Origin of the sequence: Mesorhizobium sp. M0904, assembly GCF_040319475.1 — a bacterium.
Classification (GTDB): domain Bacteria; phylum Pseudomonadota; class Alphaproteobacteria; order Rhizobiales; family Rhizobiaceae; genus Mesorhizobium.
In genome coordinates this window covers 141,526-163,523 of sequence record NZ_JAMYOC010000002.1, presented here as the reverse complement: position 1 = coordinate 163,523, position 21,998 = coordinate 141,526, and the positions used below count along the sequence as shown (strand labels likewise).

General features: G+C 62.8%; 23 protein-coding genes. 7 read left to right on the top strand and 16 right to left on the bottom strand.

Annotation, left to right across the window (positions count from 1 at the left end; translation table 11 throughout):
* The first annotated feature begins 30 nt into the window (after positions 1-30).
* Together NKH80_RS03310 and NKH80_RS03305 are read left to right on the top strand one after the other, a co-directional pair.
* Positions 31-816: a ThuA domain-containing protein gene (locus tag NKH80_RS03310; protein ID WP_352989615.1), complete on the top strand. Its 786-nt coding sequence runs from the start codon at positions 31-33 to the stop codon at positions 814-816.
* Positions 817-871: 55 nt separating this feature from the next.
* Positions 872-1,930: a Gfo/Idh/MocA family protein gene (locus NKH80_RS03305; protein WP_352989612.1), complete on the top strand. Its 1,059-nt coding sequence runs from the start codon at positions 872-874 to the stop codon at positions 1,928-1,930.
* A 228-nt stretch (positions 1,931-2,158) separates the two neighbouring features.
* On the opposite strand, the gene NKH80_RS03300 is transcribed toward NKH80_RS03305, so the two are convergent.
* The 10 genes from NKH80_RS03300 to NKH80_RS03255 all read right to left on the bottom strand — a co-directional run bounded on the left by NKH80_RS03300 (position 2,159) and on the right by NKH80_RS03255 (position 10,702).
* Positions 2,159-2,734, bottom strand: a complete 576-nt coding sequence (locus NKH80_RS03300; protein ID WP_352989609.1) for a hypothetical protein — start codon at positions 2,732-2,734, stop codon at positions 2,159-2,161.
* Positions 2,735-2,834: 100 nt separating this feature from the next.
* Positions 2,835-3,485: a TrmH family RNA methyltransferase gene (locus NKH80_RS03295; RefSeq protein WP_352879965.1), complete on the bottom strand. Its 651-nt coding sequence runs from the start codon at positions 3,483-3,485 to the stop codon at positions 2,835-2,837.
* Positions 3,486-3,627: 142 nt separating this feature from the next.
* Positions 3,628-4,356 carry an amino acid ABC transporter ATP-binding protein gene (locus NKH80_RS03290; protein WP_352989606.1) on the bottom strand — a complete coding sequence of 243 codons (729 nt, stop codon included), beginning with the start codon at positions 4,354-4,356 and terminating at the stop codon, positions 3,628-3,630.
* A 29-nt stretch (positions 4,357-4,385) separates the two neighbouring features.
* Positions 4,386-5,060: an amino acid ABC transporter permease gene (locus NKH80_RS03285; protein WP_352989603.1), complete on the bottom strand. Its 675-nt coding sequence runs from the start codon at positions 5,058-5,060 to the stop codon at positions 4,386-4,388.
* Positions 5,057-5,728 (bottom strand): amino acid ABC transporter permease, encoded by a 672-nt coding sequence (locus tag NKH80_RS03280; RefSeq protein WP_352989840.1) that lies wholly within the window; start codon positions 5,726-5,728, stop codon positions 5,057-5,059. The genes NKH80_RS03285 and NKH80_RS03280 overlap by 4 nt, the downstream gene beginning before the upstream one ends.
* Positions 5,729-5,838: 110 nt before the next feature.
* Positions 5,839-6,627, bottom strand: coding sequence for an ABC transporter substrate-binding protein (locus NKH80_RS03275; protein ID WP_254819451.1), 789 nt, complete (start codon positions 6,625-6,627; stop codon positions 5,839-5,841).
* A gap of 109 nt (positions 6,628-6,736) precedes the next feature.
* On the bottom strand, positions 6,737-7,900 hold the full coding sequence (locus tag NKH80_RS03270; protein WP_352507118.1) for a saccharopine dehydrogenase family protein: 1,164 nt from the start codon (positions 7,898-7,900) through the stop codon (positions 6,737-6,739).
* Entirely contained in the window at positions 7,897-8,400 is a 504-nt protein-coding gene (locus NKH80_RS03265; protein ID WP_352507119.1) for an Lrp/AsnC family transcriptional regulator, read from the bottom strand. Before NKH80_RS03265 ends, NKH80_RS03270 begins: the two co-directional genes overlap by 4 nt.
* 317 nt (positions 8,401-8,717) lie before the next feature.
* On the bottom strand, positions 8,718-9,761 hold the full coding sequence (locus NKH80_RS03260; protein ID WP_352507120.1) for an acyltransferase family protein: 1,044 nt from the start codon (positions 9,759-9,761) through the stop codon (positions 8,718-8,720).
* A gap of 215 nt (positions 9,762-9,976) precedes the next feature.
* Positions 9,977-10,702 carry a 3-keto-5-aminohexanoate cleavage protein gene (locus NKH80_RS03255; RefSeq protein WP_352989600.1) on the bottom strand — a complete coding sequence of 242 codons (726 nt, stop codon included), beginning with the start codon at positions 10,700-10,702 and terminating at the stop codon, positions 9,977-9,979.
* A gap of 161 nt (positions 10,703-10,863) precedes the next feature.
* On the opposite strand from NKH80_RS03255, the gene NKH80_RS03250 reads away from it, so the two are divergent.
* On the top strand, positions 10,864-11,607 hold the full coding sequence (locus NKH80_RS03250; protein ID WP_352507122.1) for a 2OG-Fe(II) oxygenase: 744 nt from the start codon (positions 10,864-10,866) through the stop codon (positions 11,605-11,607).
* A gap of 28 nt (positions 11,608-11,635) precedes the next feature.
* On the opposite strand, the gene NKH80_RS03245 is transcribed toward NKH80_RS03250, so the two are convergent.
* Both NKH80_RS03245 and NKH80_RS03240 read right to left on the bottom strand, forming a co-directional pair.
* Complete coding sequence (locus NKH80_RS03245) at positions 11,636-12,991, bottom strand: sigma-54-dependent transcriptional regulator (RefSeq protein ID WP_352690371.1); 1,356 nt, start codon at positions 12,989-12,991, stop codon at positions 11,636-11,638.
* Between the two features lie 6 nt (positions 12,992-12,997).
* Entirely contained in the window at positions 12,998-14,857 is a 1,860-nt protein-coding gene (locus NKH80_RS03240; protein ID WP_352507124.1) for a sensor histidine kinase, read from the bottom strand.
* A gap of 236 nt (positions 14,858-15,093) precedes the next feature.
* Here NKH80_RS03240 and NKH80_RS03235 point away from each other — a divergent pair, with 236 nt between their 5' ends.
* The 4 genes from NKH80_RS03235 (at position 15,094) to NKH80_RS03220 (ending at position 18,729) form a co-directional block, all read left to right on the top strand.
* A complete protein-coding gene (locus NKH80_RS03235) occupies positions 15,094-16,425 on the top strand; it encodes a dicarboxylate/amino acid:cation symporter (RefSeq protein ID WP_254819444.1) in 1,332 nt (443 codons plus the stop codon).
* Between the two features lie 470 nt (positions 16,426-16,895).
* Positions 16,896-17,963, top strand: coding sequence for a glycosyltransferase family 2 protein (locus NKH80_RS03230; RefSeq protein ID WP_352989596.1), 1,068 nt, complete (start codon positions 16,896-16,898; stop codon positions 17,961-17,963).
* 152 nt (positions 17,964-18,115) lie between these two features.
* A complete protein-coding gene (locus NKH80_RS03225; protein WP_352507177.1) occupies positions 18,116-18,394 on the top strand; it encodes a type II toxin-antitoxin system RelE/ParE family toxin in 279 nt (92 codons plus the stop codon).
* Between the two features lie 26 nt (positions 18,395-18,420).
* A complete protein-coding gene (locus NKH80_RS03220; RefSeq protein ID WP_352507126.1) occupies positions 18,421-18,729 on the top strand; it encodes a HigA family addiction module antitoxin in 309 nt (102 codons plus the stop codon).
* 43 nt (positions 18,730-18,772) lie between these two features.
* Here NKH80_RS03220 and NKH80_RS03215 read toward each other — a convergent pair whose 3' ends face one another.
* From NKH80_RS03215 to NKH80_RS03200, 4 genes are all read right to left on the bottom strand, one after another.
* A complete protein-coding gene (locus NKH80_RS03215; RefSeq protein ID WP_352475640.1) occupies positions 18,773-19,060 on the bottom strand; it encodes a DUF982 domain-containing protein in 288 nt (95 codons plus the stop codon).
* Between the two features lie 88 nt (positions 19,061-19,148).
* Entirely contained in the window at positions 19,149-19,955 is an 807-nt protein-coding gene (locus tag NKH80_RS03210; RefSeq protein ID WP_352507127.1) for an ABC transporter permease, read from the bottom strand.
* Positions 19,956-19,959: 4 nt separating this feature from the next.
* Complete coding sequence (locus NKH80_RS03205; RefSeq protein ID WP_352507128.1) at positions 19,960-20,793, bottom strand: ABC transporter permease; 834 nt, start codon at positions 20,791-20,793, stop codon at positions 19,960-19,962.
* A 24-nt stretch (positions 20,794-20,817) separates the two neighbouring features.
* Positions 20,818-21,933 (bottom strand): ABC transporter substrate-binding protein, encoded by a 1,116-nt coding sequence (locus NKH80_RS03200; RefSeq protein WP_352507129.1) that lies wholly within the window; start codon positions 21,931-21,933, stop codon positions 20,818-20,820.
* Positions 21,934-21,998 lie beyond the last annotated feature (65 nt).

Here is a 21,998-nt window from a genome sequence, read left to right as displayed (position 1 = left end):
GCTCGAGCTTCAAACAATCACGAGGACATCATGACAATACGCGCTGTCGTCTGGGGCGAGAATATTCATGAGCGGACCAACGAGGTGGTCGCCGGCATCTATCCCGAGGGCATGCATGCGACGATCGCCAATGCACTGAAGCTCGACCCGGAGATTTCGGTATCGTGGGCGACGCTGGAGCAGAAGGAGCATGGGCTGCCGGCCGACCGTCTGGCCGAGACCGACGTCTTGCTGTGGTGGGGACACAAGGACCATGGCGCCGTCGCCGACGAAGTGGTCGAGCGCGTGGCGCGCCGCGTCTGGGAAGGCATGGGGCTGATCGTTCTCCATTCCGGCCATTTCTCGAAGATCTTCAAGAAGCTGATGGGCACGCCGTGCACGCTGAAATGGCGCGAGGCGGGCGAGCGCGAACGGCTCTGGGTGACCAGCGCAAGCCACCCGATCGCTGCCGGGATCGGCGAGTATTTCGAGCTCGAGAACGAGGAGATGTATGGCGAGCAGTTCGCCGTGCCGGAGCCGCTCGAGACCGTGTTCATCTCCTGGTTCCAGGGCGGCGAAGTGTTCCGGTCGGGGCTGACCTATCGCCGCGGCGCCGGCAACATTTTCTATTTCAGGCCCGGCCACGAGACCTATCCGACCTATCACGACGCCAACGTCCACCAGGTGCTGCGCAATGCGGTGAGATGGGCGCACAACCCCCAAGGCTCCAATCCGGCCATCCTCGATGCGCCGAACGTGCCGGTGGAAAAGGCGCTCGAGCCGATCGTCGAGCGTGGCGGAAAGCTTCATTCCGCCGGCGAAGCCGGCTTCCGCTAGATGACAAATCCATGATCGAACAAGAAGATAAAGCCCTGTCCTAAGGATAAGAATCATGCGTCTGTTGATACTCGGTACCGGCTGGATGGCGGAGGAGCATGCCAGGCAGTTCGGCAAGATCGAGGGCGTCGAACTGATTGGCGCCGTCGATCTCGACCGTACGCGTGTCGACAAGTTTTCGGACATCTATGGCATCCCCAACCGCTTCGCGTCGCTGGACGAGGCGCTGGCATGGGGCAAGTTCGATGCGGTGGCGAACGTGACGCCCGATCGCATCCACCATCCGACCACCATGATGCTGATCGCGGCGGGCAAGCCGGTGCTTTGCGAAAAGCCGCTGGCCGAAAACTTCGAGAAGGCCAGTGAGATGGCCGATGCCGCCGAGCGAGCCGGCATCATCAACATGGTCAACCTGACCTATCGCAATGTCGCGCCGCTGCAGAGAGCGCGCGCCATGGTGCTGGCCGGCGACATCGGCACGGTCAGGCATGTCGAGGCCTCCTATCTGCAGAGCTGGCTGGTGTCCAAATTCTGGGGCGACTGGCGCACCGATTCGAAATGGCTGTGGCGCCTGTCGCGCGGCCACGGCTCCAATGGCGTGCTGGGCGACGTCGGCATCCACATCCTCGATTTCGCCAGCTATGGCGCCGCACTCGACATCGACCATGTGTTCTGCCGCCTGCGATCCTTCGACAAGGCGCCCGAAAACCGGATCGGCGAGTACGAGCTCGACGCCAACGACAGTTTCACCATGGCGCTGGATTTCAGCAATGGCGCTTTCGGTGTCGTTCATGCCAGCCGCTGGGCGACGGGCCATCTCAACGAACTCCGCCTGCGCATCTACGGCGACAAGGGTGGCATCGAAGTCGTGCACAATCTGACCAGCTCGGAGCTGAAAGCCTGCATCGGCGAGGACATCGAGAACGCCAAATGGCAGGTTCTGGACGCCGGAACGGTGGCGACCAACTACCAGCGCTTCGTCGATGCGGTGCGCAACGGCGTTCAGGCCGAGCCGTCGTTCCGCCATGCTGCTGAATTGCAGAAGGTGCTCGACCTCGCCGTGGTGTCGGATGAGAAGAGGGCAGAGCTCAGGGCCCATGCCGAAACCCGTTGATGTCAAAGATCGAGAAGAGTGCTGTGCAACCCTTCGAAGACCGAATGATTGGCAAGTCGGTCCGCTCCATTGAAAGGAGAGAACCGGGTTTGGGATCTCCGTTCTTTTCTCCGACGGAACTGGGCTTACCGTTCATACAGAGGTGTCGCTGCGCATGAGTTGTTCGTCTACCAAGACACAGACGACACCTTTGTCATCGAGAACTAACAGGCTTTCCGCCCTATGCGGCTACTGCACGTTGCGTCCGCAGCCGAAGCGCTGACGGGCCAGTTTTATGATGTAGCCAGCATCCATGTCGCCGTTTTCCACATGCAGCCCAAAAGGATCTCTAAGTTCGCTCCTTAAAGCTAAAATTTCGATCAGCGCAGCGCGAGCCGACAACTGCTCCGGATCGTCTGGATCACAGAATATCGCAACCAATTGGCAGCCCAGTTCATCGTCTCTGAAGCCGTTCAAATAGATGGGCGCGAGATGGATAGCAGCCATCCGACTGTTGCTCCATCCGATATCGGTCGGCGACATGATCAGTTCGCGTATAAGCGATCGAAAGCGATCAATAAGGCGGAGATAACGGCACAGCGCTGTCAATGCAGTTTCGCCTTGCACGTCTCGTTCCGGCCCGTGGAGATAGCTCTCGATTAGCGCAGCATCGGACACGCTTCCACATAAGCCCACAATGTACAGAGCTGACCCCACGTCGCCTCGACGCTTCAGCAGGATGGCGCGCGCGAACTCCAGCTCTTCTGCCGTGACCCCACCTTTGGCGACGCCTTGCGCTCGATTTCGAATATCGTCGATGTCCATGGCGAAGCGTAATAGCACACTAGATGTCTTAGAAATCGCACCGTCCGCTTCCCATCCATCTCGGCCACTGGCGGCAGCCAGCTGATGAGTTGGAGCCTAGCTAGGTCTTTGGAGTGATTACGGTCGGCAACGGGGTTGATCGCTCCCCCCTTTGATCACGCTTCCTGAACTTGCTTTGATATTCACGTCTTTGCTTCGCGACTTCGTACAAGACGATCCCCGAGCTTGTCCCGAGGTTAAGGCTTTCGATCATTCCGAACATCGGAACGCAGACGCACATGTCGCTTCTTTCGACGGCAAGATCGCTGATACCCATCGCTTCGCTGCCGAACCAGACCGCGAGTTTGCTGTGAGTGGTGTAGTCGCCTTCGTGAAGGAAAATGCTGGCCTTGCCTTTCACGTGCGGCGACGTGACGATCGATTTGAATCCTTTTCTTTCGAGATGGCCGAAGCACTCATCGGTGCTGTCGAAGCGTCTTACGAACGTCCATTTCACGGCAGAGACAGAGGTCTTCGAAACCGATTTCCGATCGCGCAAATCCTGCCAATCGTCGGGCAGAGATCGGCGAGGATCGACGACATAAACCTTCTCGACACCCAAGGCGTTCACATTCCGGATCACCGTTCCAATATTCTTCACATCAGTCGGATTCTCAAGCACGGCAATCAGGTTCTTGCAGCGAAACTGTTTGATTTCGTCGGCCCGCCTGCGGACTGACTTCTTTGATTCGGCTCTTTCTTGCATGGCCATCCTGGACGTTTCTCTCACGATGAATGCCTAACTTCCTAAACCGATGCAACCCGGAGACGCCAACCTTGTTCGTGGAACGCGCAGCACCGTCCACTTCCCACCCGTCCCGGCCATGGGCGGCAGCGAACTGACTGAGTTGACCCTAATGCCGCAGGATCTTGCTCAGAAAAGCGCGGCTGCGGTCGGTCTTCGGGTTGGAGAAGAACTCATCCGGCGTGCCGCTTTCGACAATGGCGCCGGCGTCCATGAACACGACGCGCTGGGCGACCTTGCGGGCAAAGCCCATCTCGTGCGTCACCACCATCATCGTCATGCCTTCCTCGGCCACCGCGACCATGACGTCGAGCACTTCCGAGATCATCTCGGGATCGAGCGCCGAGGTCGGCTCGTCGAACAGCATGATCTTGGGGCGCATGCCGAGGCAGCGGGCGATCGCCACGCGCTGCTGCTGGCCGCCTGAGAGCTGCGCCGGATAGGCGTCGATCTTGTCGGCAAGACCGACCTTGGCGAGCAATTCGCGCCCGGCCATTTCGGCCTCGGCGCGCGGGATCTTGCGGACATGGATCGGCGCCAGCGTGACGTTCTCGAGCGCCGTCTTGTGCGGATAGAGGTTGAACGACTGGAAGACGAAGCCGATCTCGGTGCGCAGCCGCGTCATGTTGGTGGCGGGGTCGCCGAGGCGCTGGCCGTCGACCGTCAGGTCGCCGTCGCGGATCGTCTCCAGGCCGTTGATGCAGCGGATCAGGGTGCTCTTGCCCGAGCCGCTCGGGCCGCAGACGACGACCACTTCGCGCGGCTCGACGCTCAACGTGATATCCCTGAGCACGTTGAGCTGGCCGAACCATTTGTTGACGCCGCGAAATTCGATCATGCCAGTGCCATTTTTGCTAAGGTTCGACATCACAACTGCACCTCGCCATGCGCCGCGCCCATGTGTTGCTCCAGCCGGCGGGCCAGCATGATCAGGGGGTAGCAGACGATGAAGTAACCGAGCCCGACGAGGAAGAAGACCAGCAGGCCGTTGGGTACACGCTGCACCACCAGCCAGCCGACGCGGGTGAGGTCGGTGAGCCCGATGGCCGAAACGACGGAGGAATCCTTGATCAGCAGCACATATTGCCCGACCAGCGGCGGCAGCACGATGCGCATCGCCTGCGGCAGCACCACCTGGCGCATGCGCTGCCAGCGCGACAGGCCGGACGCAAGTGCTGCCTCGACCTGGCCGGTCGGCACCGAGCGGATGCCGGCGACGACGATCTCGCAGATGAAGCAGGCGGCCAGGTTGGTCAGCGCAATGATGCCGGCGGTGAAGGCGTCGAGCTCGATGCCGAGTTCCGGCAGGATGAAGAAGATCAGGAAGATCTGCACCAGGAACGGCGTGCCACGGATCAGGTCGACCCAGGCACCGATCGCGCCGCTGATCAGCCGGTTGCCGCCGGTGCGCAGGATGCCGAGGCCGAAGCCGAGCAGCGTGCCCAGCACCAGGCTGATCAGCGACAGCACCACGGTCATGCCGAGGCCGCGCAAGGCGAGGGGATAGCTGCCGGCGATGCTTTGCAGCTGCTGCCAGATCATGTCCGTGCCCCCGCGAGGCCGAGCCAGCGCCCGGAGAGCGCCGCCAGCCCCTTCAGCCCGTAATAGAGCAGGAGGTAGAAGGCGGCGATGGTGATGAAACCTTCCGCCGGCATGAAGCGGTCGGAGGCGAGCAATTGTCCGGCACGCGTCAGTTCGGCAACCGAGATCAGCGACAGCAGGGCGGAATCCTTGACCAGCACGATTGCCTGGCCGAGCAGCGGCGGGATCGTCACCTTGAACGCCTGCGGCAGGATGACGAGACGCATACGCTGGACATAGGTCATGCCCGAAGCGACGCCGGCCTCGACCTGGCCGCGCGGGATCGACAGGATGCCGGCACGGATGATCTCGGCGACATAGGCGCCGCTGTTCAGCGATAAAGCGAGGATGCCGACGACGAACTCGGGCAGGATAAAGCCGAGCCGCGGCAGGCCGAAATAGAGGAAATAGAGCTGCGCCAGTAAGGGCGTGGTGCGCACCGCGTCGATATAGGCCTTGGCCGGGACGCGGAACAGCCGGCCGCGCTGCAAATTCATCGCGGCTAGCACGATGCCGACGGCGAGCGCGCCGGCAAAGGAGAGCGCAGACAGCCACACGGTCGTGACGAGGCCCTGCCCGAACAGGGGCAGATATTCGACGATGGTGCGGAAGCTGAAGTTTTCGAGCATGGTGAGTAGGCAGTAGTGAGTAGGCAGTAGTGAGTAGTGAAGGTGTCCGGAATGGCCATCAGCCACTCCATGCTCCCTATTTCTACTTCCTACTCCCTACTCCCTATCCGTTAGTGGTCTTTCTTCCAGGCGTCGGAATTCACCCAGTAATCGAGGTTCTTTTGCAGGCGGCCGTCGAGGCTGACCTGGTCGAGGAACAGGTTCATCCAGACCAGCAGGTCCTGCTCGTCATAGCGCGTGGCGAAGGCCAGCGGCTCCTTCGACAGCATATCCGGCATGATGTTGAAGCTGCCGGCTGGGTACGCGGTCGACTGGCCCTTGACCGCCGAGACGTCGTTGACGCCGCAATCGGCCTGGCCGTTGTTGACGGCGTCGAGCAGCAGCGGGCCGCCGCCCTTGTAGCTCTTGATGTCGGCATCGGGGAAGGCGGCCTTGGCTTCCTTCTCGCCGGTGGCGCCGAGCAGCACCGCGATCTTGGTGCCTTTGGCCTTGCAGTCCTCGGTGGATTTGAAGGCGGTCCCAGCCTTGGTGAAGACGGTGCTGCCCGTGTACATGTAGGGCTTGGTAAAGGCGACCTTCATGCCGCGCGCCAGCGTCGGCGTCATGTCGGCGACCAGAAGATCGGCCTTGCCCGACAGCAGCGCCGGGATCAGGCCGTCCCAGTCGAAGTCGAGGAAGGTGATCTTGACGCCCATTTCCTTGGCCATCAATTCGGCGAGTTCGACCGAACTGCCGGTGCGTTCGCCGGCGGCACCCACCAGCGAAAAGGGCGGGCCTTGCGTCTGCACCGCAACGCGCAACTCACCGCGCTTGGTAATCTCGTCGAGGGTTCCGGCACTGGCGGCAGCGGTGAGGCCGGCGAGCGCAAGTCCGGCGATGAAAAGCTTGGCAATCTTCATTTGGGCATTCCTCCTTGTTGTCGTTTGTTGTTCCACTTGTTGTTTCACCCCATCGGGTGCTTTTTGAGCGGCAGCGCCGTTGCCGGCGGCAACCACCGTTCGAAAATCTTCAATCCCAGCTCACCGTTTCGGCGACCTTGATGCCGCGCCTGGCCAGCTCGTCGAGGAAGCGGCCATCGGGCACATGCAGCAGTGGGTTGAGCAGGCCGGGCGTGGCGATCTCGCGCCGTGCCAGCATCTGCGCCACGATGCTGGCGGGATAGCCGACGCCAAGGCTCATGCCGAACAGGCCGGAGGCGAGGTCGCGTTCGATGACCAGCTCCGAGGTCACCGTCTTGCGGCGGCCGCCTTCGCTGCCGACAAAGACATTGCGCATCACGCAAAGGTCCTTCTCGTCGGCGCCATATTGCAGTTGCGGGCCAAGCAGCCGGCCGAGGAATTCGCGTGGGCTGACACCGGTGCCGGATACCTTTTCCTCGGACAGGAAGCCGAGCTGCTTCAGCGGCGCCCAGAACGCCGACCAGCCAAGCCAGCGCAGCGAATATCGGCCGGAGCGCTGCAGCCCCTTTGCGGCGGCAAGCATGCCGGCATAATGCGGCGCGTCGCCATTGGGGAAGGCTTCCAGCCTGCCCAGCCCCGCCACCTCGATCTCGTGGATGAAGCGATTGTCGTGCTGGCGGGCGGCCGGCACATCGACCCGTTCGCCATTCTCGACCAGCACACTGTCGCGGTTCTGGCTGACCAGAACCATGTCGAAATTCCAGCTCACCTTGTAGCGCAGCGGCTCGACCACCGCTTTCGGCTCGGGAATGCCGCCGCAGTAGGAATCGATCGCGGTGATGGTGTCGAACTGGCTTGCGGCGCGCGCGTAGAGCACAAGGTCGATGCCGGGGTCGAGCCCGCATTCGGTGACGATCGAGACGCCGGCCTTTTCGGCCTCCGGCGCGAGATCGGCGATGGCCTTGCCGTAATTGGTGGTGACCAGCGGCGTGCGCGTCGCGATCGCCGCCTGCACCGCCTCGCGCATCAGCGGTTGCGGCAACAGGTCGATGACCGCGTCGACGTCCTTCATCACATCGGCCAATGCTGGGCCGATCGCGTCCTCCGGCACGACGAAACGCACCCGGGCAAGGTCGGTCAGGCCGCCAAGCCGCGCAGCGCCGTCGGTTGCGGTGTCGACACAGACCACTTGCTCGACGCCGTCACTGGCAACGAGATCGGCGATCGCCGCCCGGCCTTGCAGGCCGAGGCCGCCGAGAACCGCGATCTTCATGCCATTTCCTTCCGCGGCTCGTCCGACCAGCAGCCTTCCGGCAGGCTGACCCATTTGTTGCAGGAGGCCATGACGACGAAGGTCTCGCTGCGCACGACTTCGCCCGGCTCACCGGCGCCGGGGATCAGCTCGCTGGTGACGCGGTAGAGATCGGCGACATCACCGGCCACAGTCACGTCGACGATGATGTCGAAGCGTCCGGTGACGACGGCTGCCGAGTTCACGAAAGGCAGTTCGGAGATGCGCTGCGCCAGTTCCCGGGCGCGGCCGCGTCCCTGCGCATTGATGCCGACGATCGCCGAGATCAGCTCGGGGCGTTCGGTGAGGTTGAGCAGCCCGACGATCTTGAGCAGGTTGCGGTCGAGCAGGTTGCGCAGCCGCATGCGCACCGTCGGCACCGAGATCGCCATCTTCTCGGCGAGGCGGTTGACGCCAAGCTGCGCGTCCTGCGACAGCAGCTTGACCAGTCGCCGGTCGGTCTGATCGAGATGTTCGCGCAAACGCTCAGGCTTTCATAAAGGGAAATAAACGGTCGGATTTTCTTTCGGATATGAAAATACGTTATGAGAGATTTTTAACAATGGCAAGAGGCATGTCGTGCGCGGTGCCCCTATGCCTGTCGGCAGTTTCGTCGAGGACGCCACATTTTGTTCTTGCTTTGTGCCGGCAGCTATGCTATTAATTTGGATATGGTGCCAATTTGGCTCCAACGACCCATCCTCCCGAGGCGGGTTTTTGTTTCCGGATCTTTTGAAGGTTCAGCGCCGCCGGTCTAAGGTTGGCGAGACAGCGTGGTTCCGCGGAGCGCAGCCGCAGTTCATGCCTTCACGTGACGGGCGGAAAGGCTCATCCGCGAAATGGCCAAAATCGGCTTTTCAACAAAACTGTAGCTGGCCAGGGAGACGGCAATGCAGGCGGTGACAATAACCATGCCAGCAAGCCATGGTGATACGCTGACGCTTGCAACGACAGGAGCGGTCGCAAGCAGCACGATAGGATGCGTCAGATAGAGAGAGTAGGAGGCATCGCCCAACCTTGCCAGCAGGCGAGGAGCAAAAAGCCGGAAGTAGTTTTCCAGGCTGATGCAACCGGCGACAAGGATCAAGGCCGGGATTCCCTGAGCAAGGGTTCGCGGCAAGTTGAAGCCAAGTACCATCACCAGCATGGACACGATGGCGAACACGAGCGCCGAGACACCCAGGACGGTAGGCAAACGCGCCAGTCTGCCGACCAGGTGGCCGAGCGCCATGCCGGCAAGGAACTCAAACAGGATTGGCGTGGTATAGAAAAACAGCACAGTGTCGGCGGCGGGTTTGAAGACGATGCGCGCCGCTACGGCGATTGCAAAGACAACGCCGACCATGGCCATTTGCGTCAGCGTGCCGACACGCATAGTCGCCGCGAACAGAATGTAAAACAGGATTTCCAGATTGAGCGTCCAACCCACGCCCAGCACCGGTTGGACATAGCCTGTGACCGTATCGAGATAGGGTATGAAAAGCAGGCTATTGGTGATCTGCTCAAGAGACACTGCACGATCGGCAAACAACCAAAGTGCGGCGACCATGAGGAAGGTCATAACCCAATAGAACGGAACGACGCGCGTGAACCGCTGCATCAAAAAAGCACGGTGGTCTGAGCGTCTGTTCTCCGTCGAGAGAACCATGACAAAACCACTGATGACGAAAAACAAGTCGACGCCACTGTTCAGAACGGGAATACGCAGGTCGAGCATGCCCAGTGCGCCCGGAAGATGATAGGTAACAACCATGAGGGCTGCCAGCCCCCGCAGGATCTGTATCGATGTATACTGTTGAATCCGGCGCGGCGCGGCGTGATCATTCTGCGGAATGATTTTCATAAAAATGGTCCCCGGTGCGGGAGAGCACTAACATACGGGGTCGTTGATGTGCTGATTAATTGCTGGTTTAATTAATATGTAAAGTTTTAGATAGATTTTACTGACATTAGCGTGCTGCCACGCTTGAGTTCGCCGACTTAGACCTGCCTATTTGCCAAAACTTGCTATCTCCCCCCTGAAGAGGGGGATCGGCGGCCATCGACGCTTTCCCCGTGCTAACGACTGGTCTCGAAGATAGCGACGGCTGCCGCTGTCAGCGCAGCGTTACCGGGTGCTACTGTTCCATCAGGAAGCTCCTTGCCGTCTTCCAGTCCGACGCGCGTCGACCAACGGCGTTCCGCCGCCCGGTGCACGAAAGGCCAGACCGTGGCGTCGGCGCCGTGCAGCAGGATTGCCCGGCGCATTCCGGCGCCGTCGAGCACGGCGGCGATATCGTCGCTGATCTCAAGCGCAGCGTCCGGCTCCTGCTCGGAGATTTCGATCAGGATGCGCAGCACGCGGTTGCCATGGTCGAGGCTCACCAGGCGTTCGGCGTCGGCTACGGAGGCAAGCCCCGCCTCGATGCCAATGCCGCGCTGGCGCAGACGGCCCATGACTGCCGGTGCTGCATTCTCGCTGAGATTGACCGAGGCATAGTCGGGCAGCTCGCTCCAGCGGGCGATCGCGGCAAGCGTGCGCTCGTCGTCGCTCTCGATCCAGGCGCCGGTGGAGACGCCGATCAGCGTTCCCGGGCAGGCGCGGCGCAGCGCCAGCACGGTCGGGTCCATTGCGTTAGGGGCAAGGCTTTCGCGGCCATCGAGCCCGCGTGCATGGACATGCAACTCGGCCGCACCTGCGGCCACGCAGGCCGTGCCGTCTCGCGCAATGGCTTCGGGATCAAGCGGCAGTCGGGGGTGGAAATCGGCGCTGCGCGCGCCATTGATGCAGGTCTGGACGATCATGAGGTGGTGGTCCCGTTGAGTGGAACAAGTTTAGCCCATGACCACGAAATCGGAAATTGAATGACGTCCCGTCCCGCAAGGCTCACCCGGCAAGAAACGGGTGGTCTGCGCGGGCCGCTTCACCCATTTCAATTGACAGAGAAGCCACAGGAGGCGAAGCCATGACCATCCATTCGATAGGCGCGAAAGCGGCGGTGAAATCGGCGGAGGTGCGCGTTGCCGGATATGATTGGCGGACGCTGGCCGATGAGCTGAGCGGCTATGGCTGCGCGGTGATGGAAAAGCTGCTGACGCCGCAGGAGTGCCGGCATATCGCCGGGCTCTATCCGGACGAGAGCCATTTCCGCAGCCATGTGCACATGGCGCGGCATGGTTTCGGCAAGGGCGAGTACCGCTATTTCCGCTATCCCTTGCCCGACTTGATCGGCGGCTTGCGCACCGCGCTCTATCCGCGCCTGGCCGCGGTTGCCAACGACTGGAACGCGCGCATGGGTATCGCGCAGCGCTATCCCGACGAACACGCGGCGTTCCTCGAGCAATGCCACGAGCAGGGCCAGACGCGGCCGACGCCGCTCCTGCTGCAATATGTCCCCGGCGACTTCAACTGCCTGCACCAGGATCTCTACGGCGATCTTGCCTTCCCGCTGCAGGTGGCGATCCTATTGTCGGAACCAGGCAAGGATTTCACCGGCGGCGAGTTCGTGCTGACCGAGCAGCGTCCGCGCATGCAGAGCCGCGTCGAGGTGGTGCCGCTGCGCCAGGGCGATGCGGTCGCCTTCGCGGTCCACAATCGTCCGGTCCAGGGCAGCAAGGGCAATTACCGCGTCAACCTCAGGCATGGCGTCAGCCGGCTACGCTCCGGCATGCGCCACACTGTGGGCATCATCTTCCACGACGCCAAGTAACCGAGCCGCCGGTCCAGGCCGCCGGCGATTACCGGGAAAAATCGCTGCGCACGATGCCGTGGCGCTGGAGCTTGTCGTAGAAAGTCTTGCGCGGAATCCCCAGCGCTTCGATCGTGCGCCTGACATCGCCGTCGTTGCGGCCAAGCGTCTCGCGGATGATGTCGGCCTCGTAGCGCTCCAGCCGCTCCGGCAGCTTCATGGCGGCGTTCGATTGGGTCGGGGCAGGGGGTTGCGTCTCGGCGCCTTCCTCCAATCCAAGCACGAACCGCTCGGCGAAATGCGCCAGCTCGCGCACATTTCCCGGCCAGTCATGGTCGCTCAGATGGCGATGCACCGTCGCTGGAACTGCCGGCACAGGGCGGTGGAAGCGGGCGGCGGCGCGCTCCGCAAAATAGAAAAACAGCAGGGCGACATCGTCGCGGCGCTCGCGCAGCGGCGGGATCGAGATCGTCACCACGTTGAGCCGGTAATAGAGATCCTCGCGGAAAGCGCCGCGCTGGCGCGGATCGCCGAGGTCGACCTTGGCGGCGGCGACGACGCGCAGATCCACCGGCCGCACCTCGTTGGTGCCGAGCGGCGTGACCTCGCGCATCTCCAGCACGCGCAGCATCTGCACCTGTGTCGAGACCGGCATGCTTTCGATCTCGTCGAGGAACAGCGTGCCGCCGCTGGCGTGCTCGATGCGGCCGATCCGTTTCTTCTGCGCGCCGGTGAAGGCGCCGGCCTCATGGCCGAACAACTCGCTCTCGATGACGGTCTCCGGCAGCGTGCCGCAATTCAGCGCGACGAAATTGCCCTTGGCGCGGCGGCTCCAGCGATGCAGAAGACTTGCCACCACCTCCTTGCCGGAGCCGGTCTCGCCGGTCACCAGCACGTCGACGTCGGTATCGGCGATCTGGCGCAGCGTACGGCGCAGCCTGTCCATCGCCGGCGTCTGGCCGATCAGCGGCAGGCTGTCCTGCGCCTCTCCGGCCGCCTCGCGCAAGGCCCGGTTCTCCATTACCAGGCGGCGCTTTTCCGCTGCGCGGCGCACGCTCTGCACCAGCCGGTCGGCGGCGAAGGGCTTGGTGATGAAGTCGTAGGCGCCGTCCTTGATCGCCTTGACGGCCATGGCGATGTCGCCATGGCCGGTGACGAGGATGACGGGAATGTCGGCATCCAGCCGCAGGATGCGATTGAAAAGCTGCAAGCCGTCGATCTGAGGCATGCGGATATCCGACACCACGACGCCGGCAAAACCGGCGTCGAGCGTGGCCAGCGCCTCGGCCGCCACCGCAAAGGCCGAGACCGAGAAGCCGGCAAGCTCCAGCGTCTGCGCGGTGGCCTTGAGGAGATCGCGATCGTCATCGATCAGGACCACCGGTGCGGAATTGTCGTTCGTCATGATGGCTTACGCTGCTTTCTGGAGATGAATGGTGAAGCGGGTGCCGCTGTCGCCGCTCGAAACCTCGATGCGTCCGCCATAGTCGGCGACGATGTCCTTGGAGATGACGAGGCCGAGGCCAAGGCCTTTTTCCTTGGAGGTGTTGAACGGCGTGAACAGCGATTTGAGGATCGCCGGCGGAATGCCGGGCCCGTTGTCGGATACGCTGATCGTCACGCCGTCCGCGGTCTCTTCGACCGAGACCTGCACATGAGCGTCGTCGCGGCCGTCGAGCGCCTCCAGCGCGTTCTGGAAGAGATTGATCAGCACCTGTTCGAGCCGCACCCGATTGCCCATGACCTTGAGGCTCGGCAGCGGCAGGTCGACGACCAATGCGTCGAGCCGGCCGGCAAAGCGGCTTCTCAACAGCATGACGGCGCCTTCGATGACGCCGCGCAATTCGACGGGCTCGGCGGCGGTGCGGCCCTTGCGGGCAAATGCCTTCAACTCCTCGGTGATTGAGCCGATGCGTTCGGTAAGGGCTGCAATGGCGCCGAGATTTTCCTCAGCCGGCCCGGTCTGCTTGCGGTCGAGGAAGGTGCGGGCGTTGTCGGCATAGGCACGGATGGTGGCGACCGGCTGGTTGATCTCGTGGGCGACGCCGGCGGCGACCTGGCCGAGGATGGCGAGGCGGTTGGCCTGGACCAGGTCCTGCTGCACCACCTGGAGCTTTGCCTCCGTGTTGCGGTGGCCGGTGATCTCGGCCTGCAACCGGTCGCGGGCTCGGCTCAGATCCTCGGTGCGTTCGACAACGCGGCGTTCGAGTTCGGTGCGCGCCGCCTGTTCGGCGGCAATCCGCATCTGCGCCGACTGCCGGCGCCACAACAGATACGCGGCCAGGCCGAGCAGCGGCACGACGACACCCAGTGCCAGAAGCCGCATTTCGCGGACGGCGGCGGCGATCGGCGCTTCAGCCGGGATCAGATATTCGAGCCGCCAGGGGGTCGAAGGAACCGGCGTCGAAAGGCTGAGATACTGCGCGTCGCTGCCGCCGGGCGTCACCGCGTGGACGATCGACACATCCGGGCTGAGCGCCTGCGCGTGCATGATCGGCAACGGCACAAGCGGCGCGTCGCCGAACTGTTGGCTGTCGCGAATTGCGGCTTGCTTGGGTGCGGCCAGCGGCGCGGTTGTCATGAAGCGCCAGGACGGCACGCTGGTGATCAGTACGACGCCGTTCTCGTCGCTGACATAGGCCGGGCGGTTGGCCTCGCGCCAGTCGGCTTCGAGCTGGTCGAACTCCATCTTGACGACGACGACGCCGAGCGGTGCGGCGGCATCGCCGACGCGCCGCGAAATGTAGAGGCCGGGACGCTTGCTGACATTGCCGAGCGCAAAATATTCGGCGGTTCCGGCCTGCATCGCGCCGGAGAAATAATCGCGAAAACGGTAGTCGTTGCCGACGAAGCTGATCGGCTCGCGCCAGTTGCTGGAGGCGATCGCCAGTCCGTCGGCGCCGATCACATAGAGCACCGACGCCTTGGTGCCGGAGACCAGCCCCTCGAGCTTGCGGTTCAGCACATCTATTGCCGCGGCGTTTTTCTGCGTCAGCGCATCACGCACTTGCTGGTCCGCGGACAACAGCAGGGGCAGGGCGCGCGGGCTTTCGAGCACGGCGCGCAGCAGCGCGACCTTCAGATTGGCGTCGGTACGCCCCTGCGCCGCCAGGGTCCCGATCTCGGCGGTACGGCCGTAAAGGCCGGCGCCGTAGAGCGCTGCCGTGACGATCAAAAGCGCGACGGCCGCAAACAGCAGCCAGGCTCGGCGCGCCCGCCTGGCGAGTTGCTCGGGCGTCGAAGACAAGGCACCGGCGGGGCGTTGCAGCATCGCCCATTTGTGCATGAACTCGCACAAAACACAATTCGACCTATGCGGAGAGTCGCACTTGACCATGCGTCCGGCAGTGCGGCCGTTTGTGAATGCTCAACAAAATCAATGATGAATAACTCTTCTGCGTATCTGGCACGGCTGTTGCAAACACGAATTCGGCAGTCGCGAGGCTGCTGGTCAAAACAACTGCCCCGGGGAGTCGAGCTTTCGATCGGGGCGCCATGGAGGACGTCATGCAGACAGCAATCGCTGCCGCCGAGCCGCGCGGCAAACTTCCCTTATACCGGCATCTTTATGTGCAGGTGCTCGCGGCGATCGCCGCCGGCGTGCTGCTCGGCCATTTCTATCCCGAAACCGGCGAGGCGATGAAGCCGTTCGGCGACGCCTTCATCAAGCTGGTGAAGATGGTGATCGCGCCGGTGATCTTCCTGACCGTGGCGACCGGTATCGCCGGTGTTTCCGACCTGCAGAAGGTCGGCCGCGTCGCCGGCAAGGCGATGATCTATTTCCTGGTGTTCTCGACGCTGGCGCTGGTCGTCGGCCTGGTCGTCTCCAATGTCGTCCAGCCCGGCGCCGGCATGCACATCAATCCGGCCACGCTCGATACCGCCAAGGTGACGGCCTATGCCGAGAAGGCGCACGACACGACCATCGTCGGCTTCCTCATGAACATCATCCCCGACACCATCACCGGCGCCTTCGCGCAAGGCGACATTTTGCAGGTGCTGTTCTTCTCGGTGCTGTTCGGTGTCGCCCTGGCGCTGGTCGGCGATCGCGGCCGTCCGGTCGTCGATTTCCTGCAGGCGCTGACCACGCCGATCTTCCGCCTCGTCGCCATCCTGATGAAGGCCGCGCCGATCGGCGCGTTTGGCGCCATGGCCTTCACCATCGGCAAATACGGCATCGGCTCGATCGCCAACCTGGCCATGCTGATCGGCACATTCTACCTGACCGCGTTGCTGTTCGTGCTGGTGGTGCTCGGCGCGGTTGCCCGCTACAACGGCTTCTCGATCCTGGCGCTGATCCGCTACATCAAAGAGGAGCTGCTGCTGGTGCTCGGCACCTCGTCCTCGGAAGCGGCATTGCCGGGCCTCATGGCCAAGATGGAGCGCGCCGGCTGCAACCGCTCGGTGGTCGGCCTGGTCATCCCGACCGGCTATTCCTTCAATCTGGACGGCACCAACATCTATATGACGCTGGCCGCGCTGTTCATCGCACAGGCGACCGACACGCCACTCACCTACGGCGACCAGATCCTGCTGCTCGCCGTCGCCATGCTGAGCTCCAAGGGTGCCGCCGGCATCACCGGCGCCGGCTTCATCACCCTGGCGGCGACGCTTTCGGTCGTCCCCACCGTGCCGGTCGCCGGCATGGCGCTGATCCTCGGCGTCGACCGCTTCATGTCGGAATGCCGGGCGCTGACCAACTTCATCGGCAATGCGGTGGCGACGGTCGTGGTGGCACGCTGGGAAGGAGAACTCGATCAGACGAAGTTCGCCGCCGCCATGGCCGGCGACTTACCGGAGGAAGTCGACCTGTCGCTGCCGGGTTTGCAGGCCGCCTGACTGTTTAGGCCACATGACCATAAGCCCCGGAGGCGGTTCGCCGGCTCCGGGGCAAAAGCGCCGGCGGTCGCGGCATGCCGCCTGAAACGCAACCTGAAGTGGCCCTGTTTTCGACGCGGGGCTTGTTCCAGCCGCATTTGCAGGCCACTATCCGCCATGTCTTCAGGGCACCCGTCCGCTTCGCTCCCGACCTGATCGCGAGGCGAGACATTTCCGTCGGGCTCGGCTGCGACATCACCTTGGCCGAACGTCGGAGCTTTTGCTGCCGCCGACCCTCTGCGCATGGCAGCAGCCCTTGAAGGCAATGGCGGCCTCAATACGAAGTCGCAAAGCGAAACGTGACCGTCTCCTCGTGGAAAGCGCAAGCTTTCTCCTCCGGGGAACTCGTCGCGCGTCAAGAGGGGCGCTTGAAGAAGGGCGAGCCCATGAGGGCTTTTGCCGAACCAAAGCAAGATGCGAGGTCAAACGCGATGCAGTCTGTCCAAAACCGGCTTCCGGTATCCATCATCATCCCGAACTACAACTATGCGCGGTTCCTTAAACGCAGCATCGACAGCGCTCTCGAGCAGGACTACGCGGATGTCGAGGTCATCGTCGTCGACGATGCATCGCAGGACAATTCCACGACGATCATGGAATCGTATCACGACGAGATCCTCGCATGCCCGCGAGCGCAAAATGGCGGACACGCGGCGGCATTCAACACCGGCTTCGCTGCGAGCTCGGGCAAGATCGTCCTGTTCCTCGACGCCGACGATTATCTTTATCCAACCGCCGTCTCCACCATTGTCGACACCTGGGACGAGGCAACCGCTCAGGTCCAGTCCAGACTGCATATCGTCGACGAGGGGCAACGCATCAAGGATGTCTTTCCGCCGCCCGAACTGCCTTTCGACAGCGGCGACGTCATGCCGAAACTCCTGCACAAGGGTCGCTACCAGACCACCGTGACCAGCGGGCTCGCCTGTGACCGCGCAACGCTCGAATCGATCATGCCGATACCGGAGCCGGAGTTCCGCCAGGGCGCCGACGGCTATCTGGCAACGCTGGCGCCGATGTACGGGCACGTCCAGTCCATCGACGAATGCCTCGGCGCCTACCGGATCCACGGCGCCAATCATTCGGTCTTCGGTGAAAAGCTCGCCGAGCGGGCACGCTGGCGGGTGACCCACGATTTCCGCCGCATGCAGGCGCTGTCGGACCAGGCCTCCGGGATCGGCCTGACCATCGTGCCGTCGGATGCTGTCCGCCACGATCCGGTCCACCTGGAAGAGCGGCTGGCGTCGCTTTGCGCGGACCGAGACCGACACCCCGTGGCCGACGATTCCCGGCTGGCGCTCGGGGCGGCCGGCGCCGTCGCCAGCCTTGAAATGACCGCATCGCTGCGGCGGCGCGCCATCCTTGCCGCCTGGTTCCTGTCGGTCGGGGTGCTGCCGCGGAAAATGGCGACCGCAGTCCTGTCGTGGAAGCTTGATGCGTCGTCGAGACCGGCATTTTTGAGCCGCCTGTCCAAGAGAATCCGCCAGGCGATGGGTTAGCGGATAATGCCGTGACATCGGTCCGCCAGGTATTCGGCTGGCCCGGCCCAGCGTCCAGCGGGCGTATTATTGCCTTCGATGGGCTCGGACCATTCCGTAAATCATTTGCTTACACCTGCTTGACCCGTGTAAGCGATATGCTTACATGCTGCATGATCAAGTCGTTCGAGCACAAGGCGCTGGCGGACCTCTTTCAAACCGGAAAGACCGGAAAGATCGACGCCAAGATGCATAAGCGCATCCTTGTCCGGCTTGACCGTTTGGAAGTCACGGCAAGACCTGACGACATGGACCTGCCCGGCTTCGACTTCCACGCATTAAAGGGCTTCAGCCCGACCCGCTACACGGTGCATGTCAACGGGCCGTGGTGCATCACATTTGAATTCGACGCCAATGATGCTGTCCGCGTCGATTTCGAACAGTACCATTGAGACGGCTTAGATTGGAGAAATCGATTATGAGCGTGTATGAGCCGATGCATCCGATGGAGCGCTGCCCATCCCACCCCGGGGCGTTGCTCGACGACATTATCCCGGCAACCGGCAAGACCAAGGTGGAAATCGCCAATCTGCTCGGAATCTCGCGCCAGCAGCTTTACGACATCATCCGCGAAAAGAAGCCGGTGTCGCCGGCTGTTGCGGCGCGCCTTGGAAAGATGTTCGGCGACGGCGCCGCGATCTGGCTCAGGATGCAGGCCGCTTACGATGCGTGGCACGCGGAGCGCGAGGTCGACGTCAGCGCCATTCCAAGGCTGCATGCTGCCTGAGATGCAATAGATCGGCCGAACCACCGAGGCTCTCATAAATCGATCACGGTCCCGCCTGCCTGGACCGGTCCTGCGGTTCGACGGCTCGCTCGACCAGGACATGCGCCTCCCGCGCGGCCTCGATGAACGCGTCCCTGGCGGCTTCGGTCCAGCGATCGTCGCTCATGGCGCGGCGGCATGTGCGCAGTGCCAAGCCGTGTTTGGCGCTGCCGGCGTCGCGCCAGTGGGCTTCCAGCAATTCGACAGCCTGCCGTGCATTGGAAATGTTGCGGATATCTCCCACGATGCCGACCGCAACCGCAACCGGCTTGGAAAACCATCCTTGGTTCATGGCGAAGCCTTCGACGTGTTGAACTACCTATAACGAAAATCGTAGCGCAAGGTTTCATTTGCGCCAGTCACCACGGCGTGAGGCGCGTCTACTGCGCCGCGCGCAGCCTGACCACGACGCTGCGCGCCACAAGCACCAGCACGGTGATGACGATCAGGATCACCGAGAGCGCTGCGATCGCCGGGTCGATGTTGTCGCGCAGGCCCATCCACATTAGCCGCGGCAGCGTGATGGCGTTGACCGAGGTGATGAACAGGGTGACGCCGATCTCTTCCCAGGACAGCACGAAGGAGAGCAGTGCTGCGGTGACGATGCCGAACTTGATATTGGGCATGATGATGCGGGTGGCGCGCTCCCATACGGTCGCGCCGAGGCCGCGGGCGGCGAGGTCGATGCGGCGGTCGAGCTGGCTGAGCGACACCAGGATCAGCACCGTGGCGAAGGGCACCGTCATCACCGCATGCGCCATCGCGACACCCAGCCAGGTGTCATAGCCGAAGAACGACGAGAACCCCGAGATCGAGGTCAGCAGGAAATAGAGCGTGATTGCCGACACCACCGGCGGCACTACCATCGGCAGCAGCACGAAGCCGACGAGAGCGGCGGTGAAGCGCGGCTGGAACATCCAGACGCCGAGGCTGAAGCCCAGCGCCAGCACCGTGGAAAAGGCGCTGCTGACTATGCCGATCCTGATCGAGAGCAGGATCGCATTGATCCAGCGCGGATCCTCGATCAGCGCCTGGTAATGGCGCAGCGACAGTTCGCCCGACGGCATCGCCAGCATGCGGCTCGGCGTCAGCGACACCGGGATCACGGCGAGCAACGGCAACAGCAGGAATAGCGCGACCAGGGCGGCGAGGATCAGCGAGACGGGACCGGGGCGGTAGGTCGGCATCGCGCTACACCAACTGCTTCGGCCTGATATAGCGGAAAAGCAGCGCCATCAGCGCGCCGACGAACAGCACCAGCACCACGCTGATCGCCGCACCCAGGCCCCAGTCCGGGCTCTGGAAGATGCGGAGATAGATCAGCTCGGCGATCATCACGCTGCGGCCGCCGCCGAGAATCGCCGGCGTGACGAAGAAGCCGAGCGAAAAGACGAAGACGATCAGCGCCGAGCCGATGATGCCGGAGCGGGTCATCGGCACGAACACCGACCAGAAGGTGCGCATGCGGCTGGAGCCGAGGCCGCGCGCCGCCAGCAGCACACGGTCGTCGAGGCTTCGCATCGAAGAGGCCAGTGGAAACACCGCGAAGGGGATGAGGAAATGCGTCATGCCGACGATAACGCCGAACTCGTTGCGCACCAGAGCCAGCGGCTCCGAGATGAAGCCGACCGCCTGCAGCCAAGTGTTGATCAGGCCGCGATTGGACAAAAGCGCCACCCAGCCGAAGGCGCGCGTCAGCACCGAGATCCAGAACGGCACCAGGATGCAGAACTCGGCCACGACGCGCTGCACCGGCGTGCCGCGCACCCAGACAACGGTAATGGCGTAGGCGGCGGCAACCGAAACGATGGTGACGATCGCGGCGATGCGCAGTGTGCGGATGAAGACCGACTGCACCAGCTGATCCGTGAGCAGCGCATTGTACTGCCCCAGCCCCGGCGTAGGCAGGGTGAAGCTCCATTTGACCACGCCGAGGAATGGCCAGGCGTAAGCCAGCACAAGAAAGAGGAGCAGCGGCGCCATCAGCAGCGCCGCGCCCATCCTGTCGGAGAGGTGTGCTCTCATCTCGCCCCTGGCTATCCCGGCTTGTCAGGCGGAGATGATCTTCGTGTATTCGTCGAGTGCTGCCCCGTAGTTCTTGGCGTACCAATCCATGTCGAGCGGGATCTGCTTTTTCATGTTCTCGGGATCGACGGGGTTGATTCGCTTCTTGTCGGCGGGGATCAGCGCGTCGGCGGCCGGGTTGGCCGGACCTTGGCCGAGCTTGTCGAACATGATGAGTTCCTTCTCCGGGTCCTGGGTGCTGGCGATGAACTTCATCGCCGCGTCCTTGCCGCCGGGATTGCCCTTGAGCACGGCGAGCGCGCCGGGCGAGATCAGGCCCTGGTCCCAGATGAACTTGATCTTGCCGCCGGAATCCTGCTCGATGAGCGAAGCCCGGGTCGACCAGACGATCGCCATCGAGGCCTCGCCATTGAGCAGCACGCTCTGGCTTTCGGCGCCGCCACCCCAATAGGCTACGACGTTCTCCTTGAAGGCAGCGATCTTGTCATGCGCGCGCTTGAGGTCGAGCGGATAGAGCGAGGCCGGCGCGATGCCGTCGGCAAGCAGTGCCGCTTCCCAGCTCGACACGCCCCATTTGTAGAGCGAGCGCTTGCCGGGGAATTTTGCCACGTCGAAGAAGTCGGCCATGCCGGTCGGTGCCTGACTGCCGTATTTCTCGGCATCGTAGGCGATGACATAGGAGAAGAAATAGGTCGAGGCCGCGTATTCCCAGCCGAATCCCGGCCGCATCTTCTTCTTGTCGACGATCGAATAATCGATCGGCTCGAGCATGCCTTGCGCGCCGAGCGTGATGGCCGAGAACGGATCGACGTCGACCAGGTCCCAGGTCGGCGCGCCGCTCTTGAACTGCGCCGCGATCGCGCCTTCGGTCGGGCCGGAGCCGTCCATCTTGACGGTGATGCCGGTCTCCTTGGTGAAGGCTTGGCCATAAGCTGCGTCGTAGGCGGTGATGGCGTCGCCGCCCCAGTTGACCAGCACCAGTTCCTTAGCCGCGGCAAAGGCGCCGGTCGAGCGTAGCAGCATCGGCGTGCCGGCCAGCACCAGTGCGGCCAGTTGCGTGAACTGCCGGCGCGAAATCTCGCCGCGCACTGCCCTGGCGGACAGCGCCTCGATGGAATTTTTCTTGGTTTGATTTGTCATGTCAGTTCCCCTTTTTTGTTGTTGGTGTTTCCTGAAAGTCAGCTTGGCGAATTCGCCACGCCGAT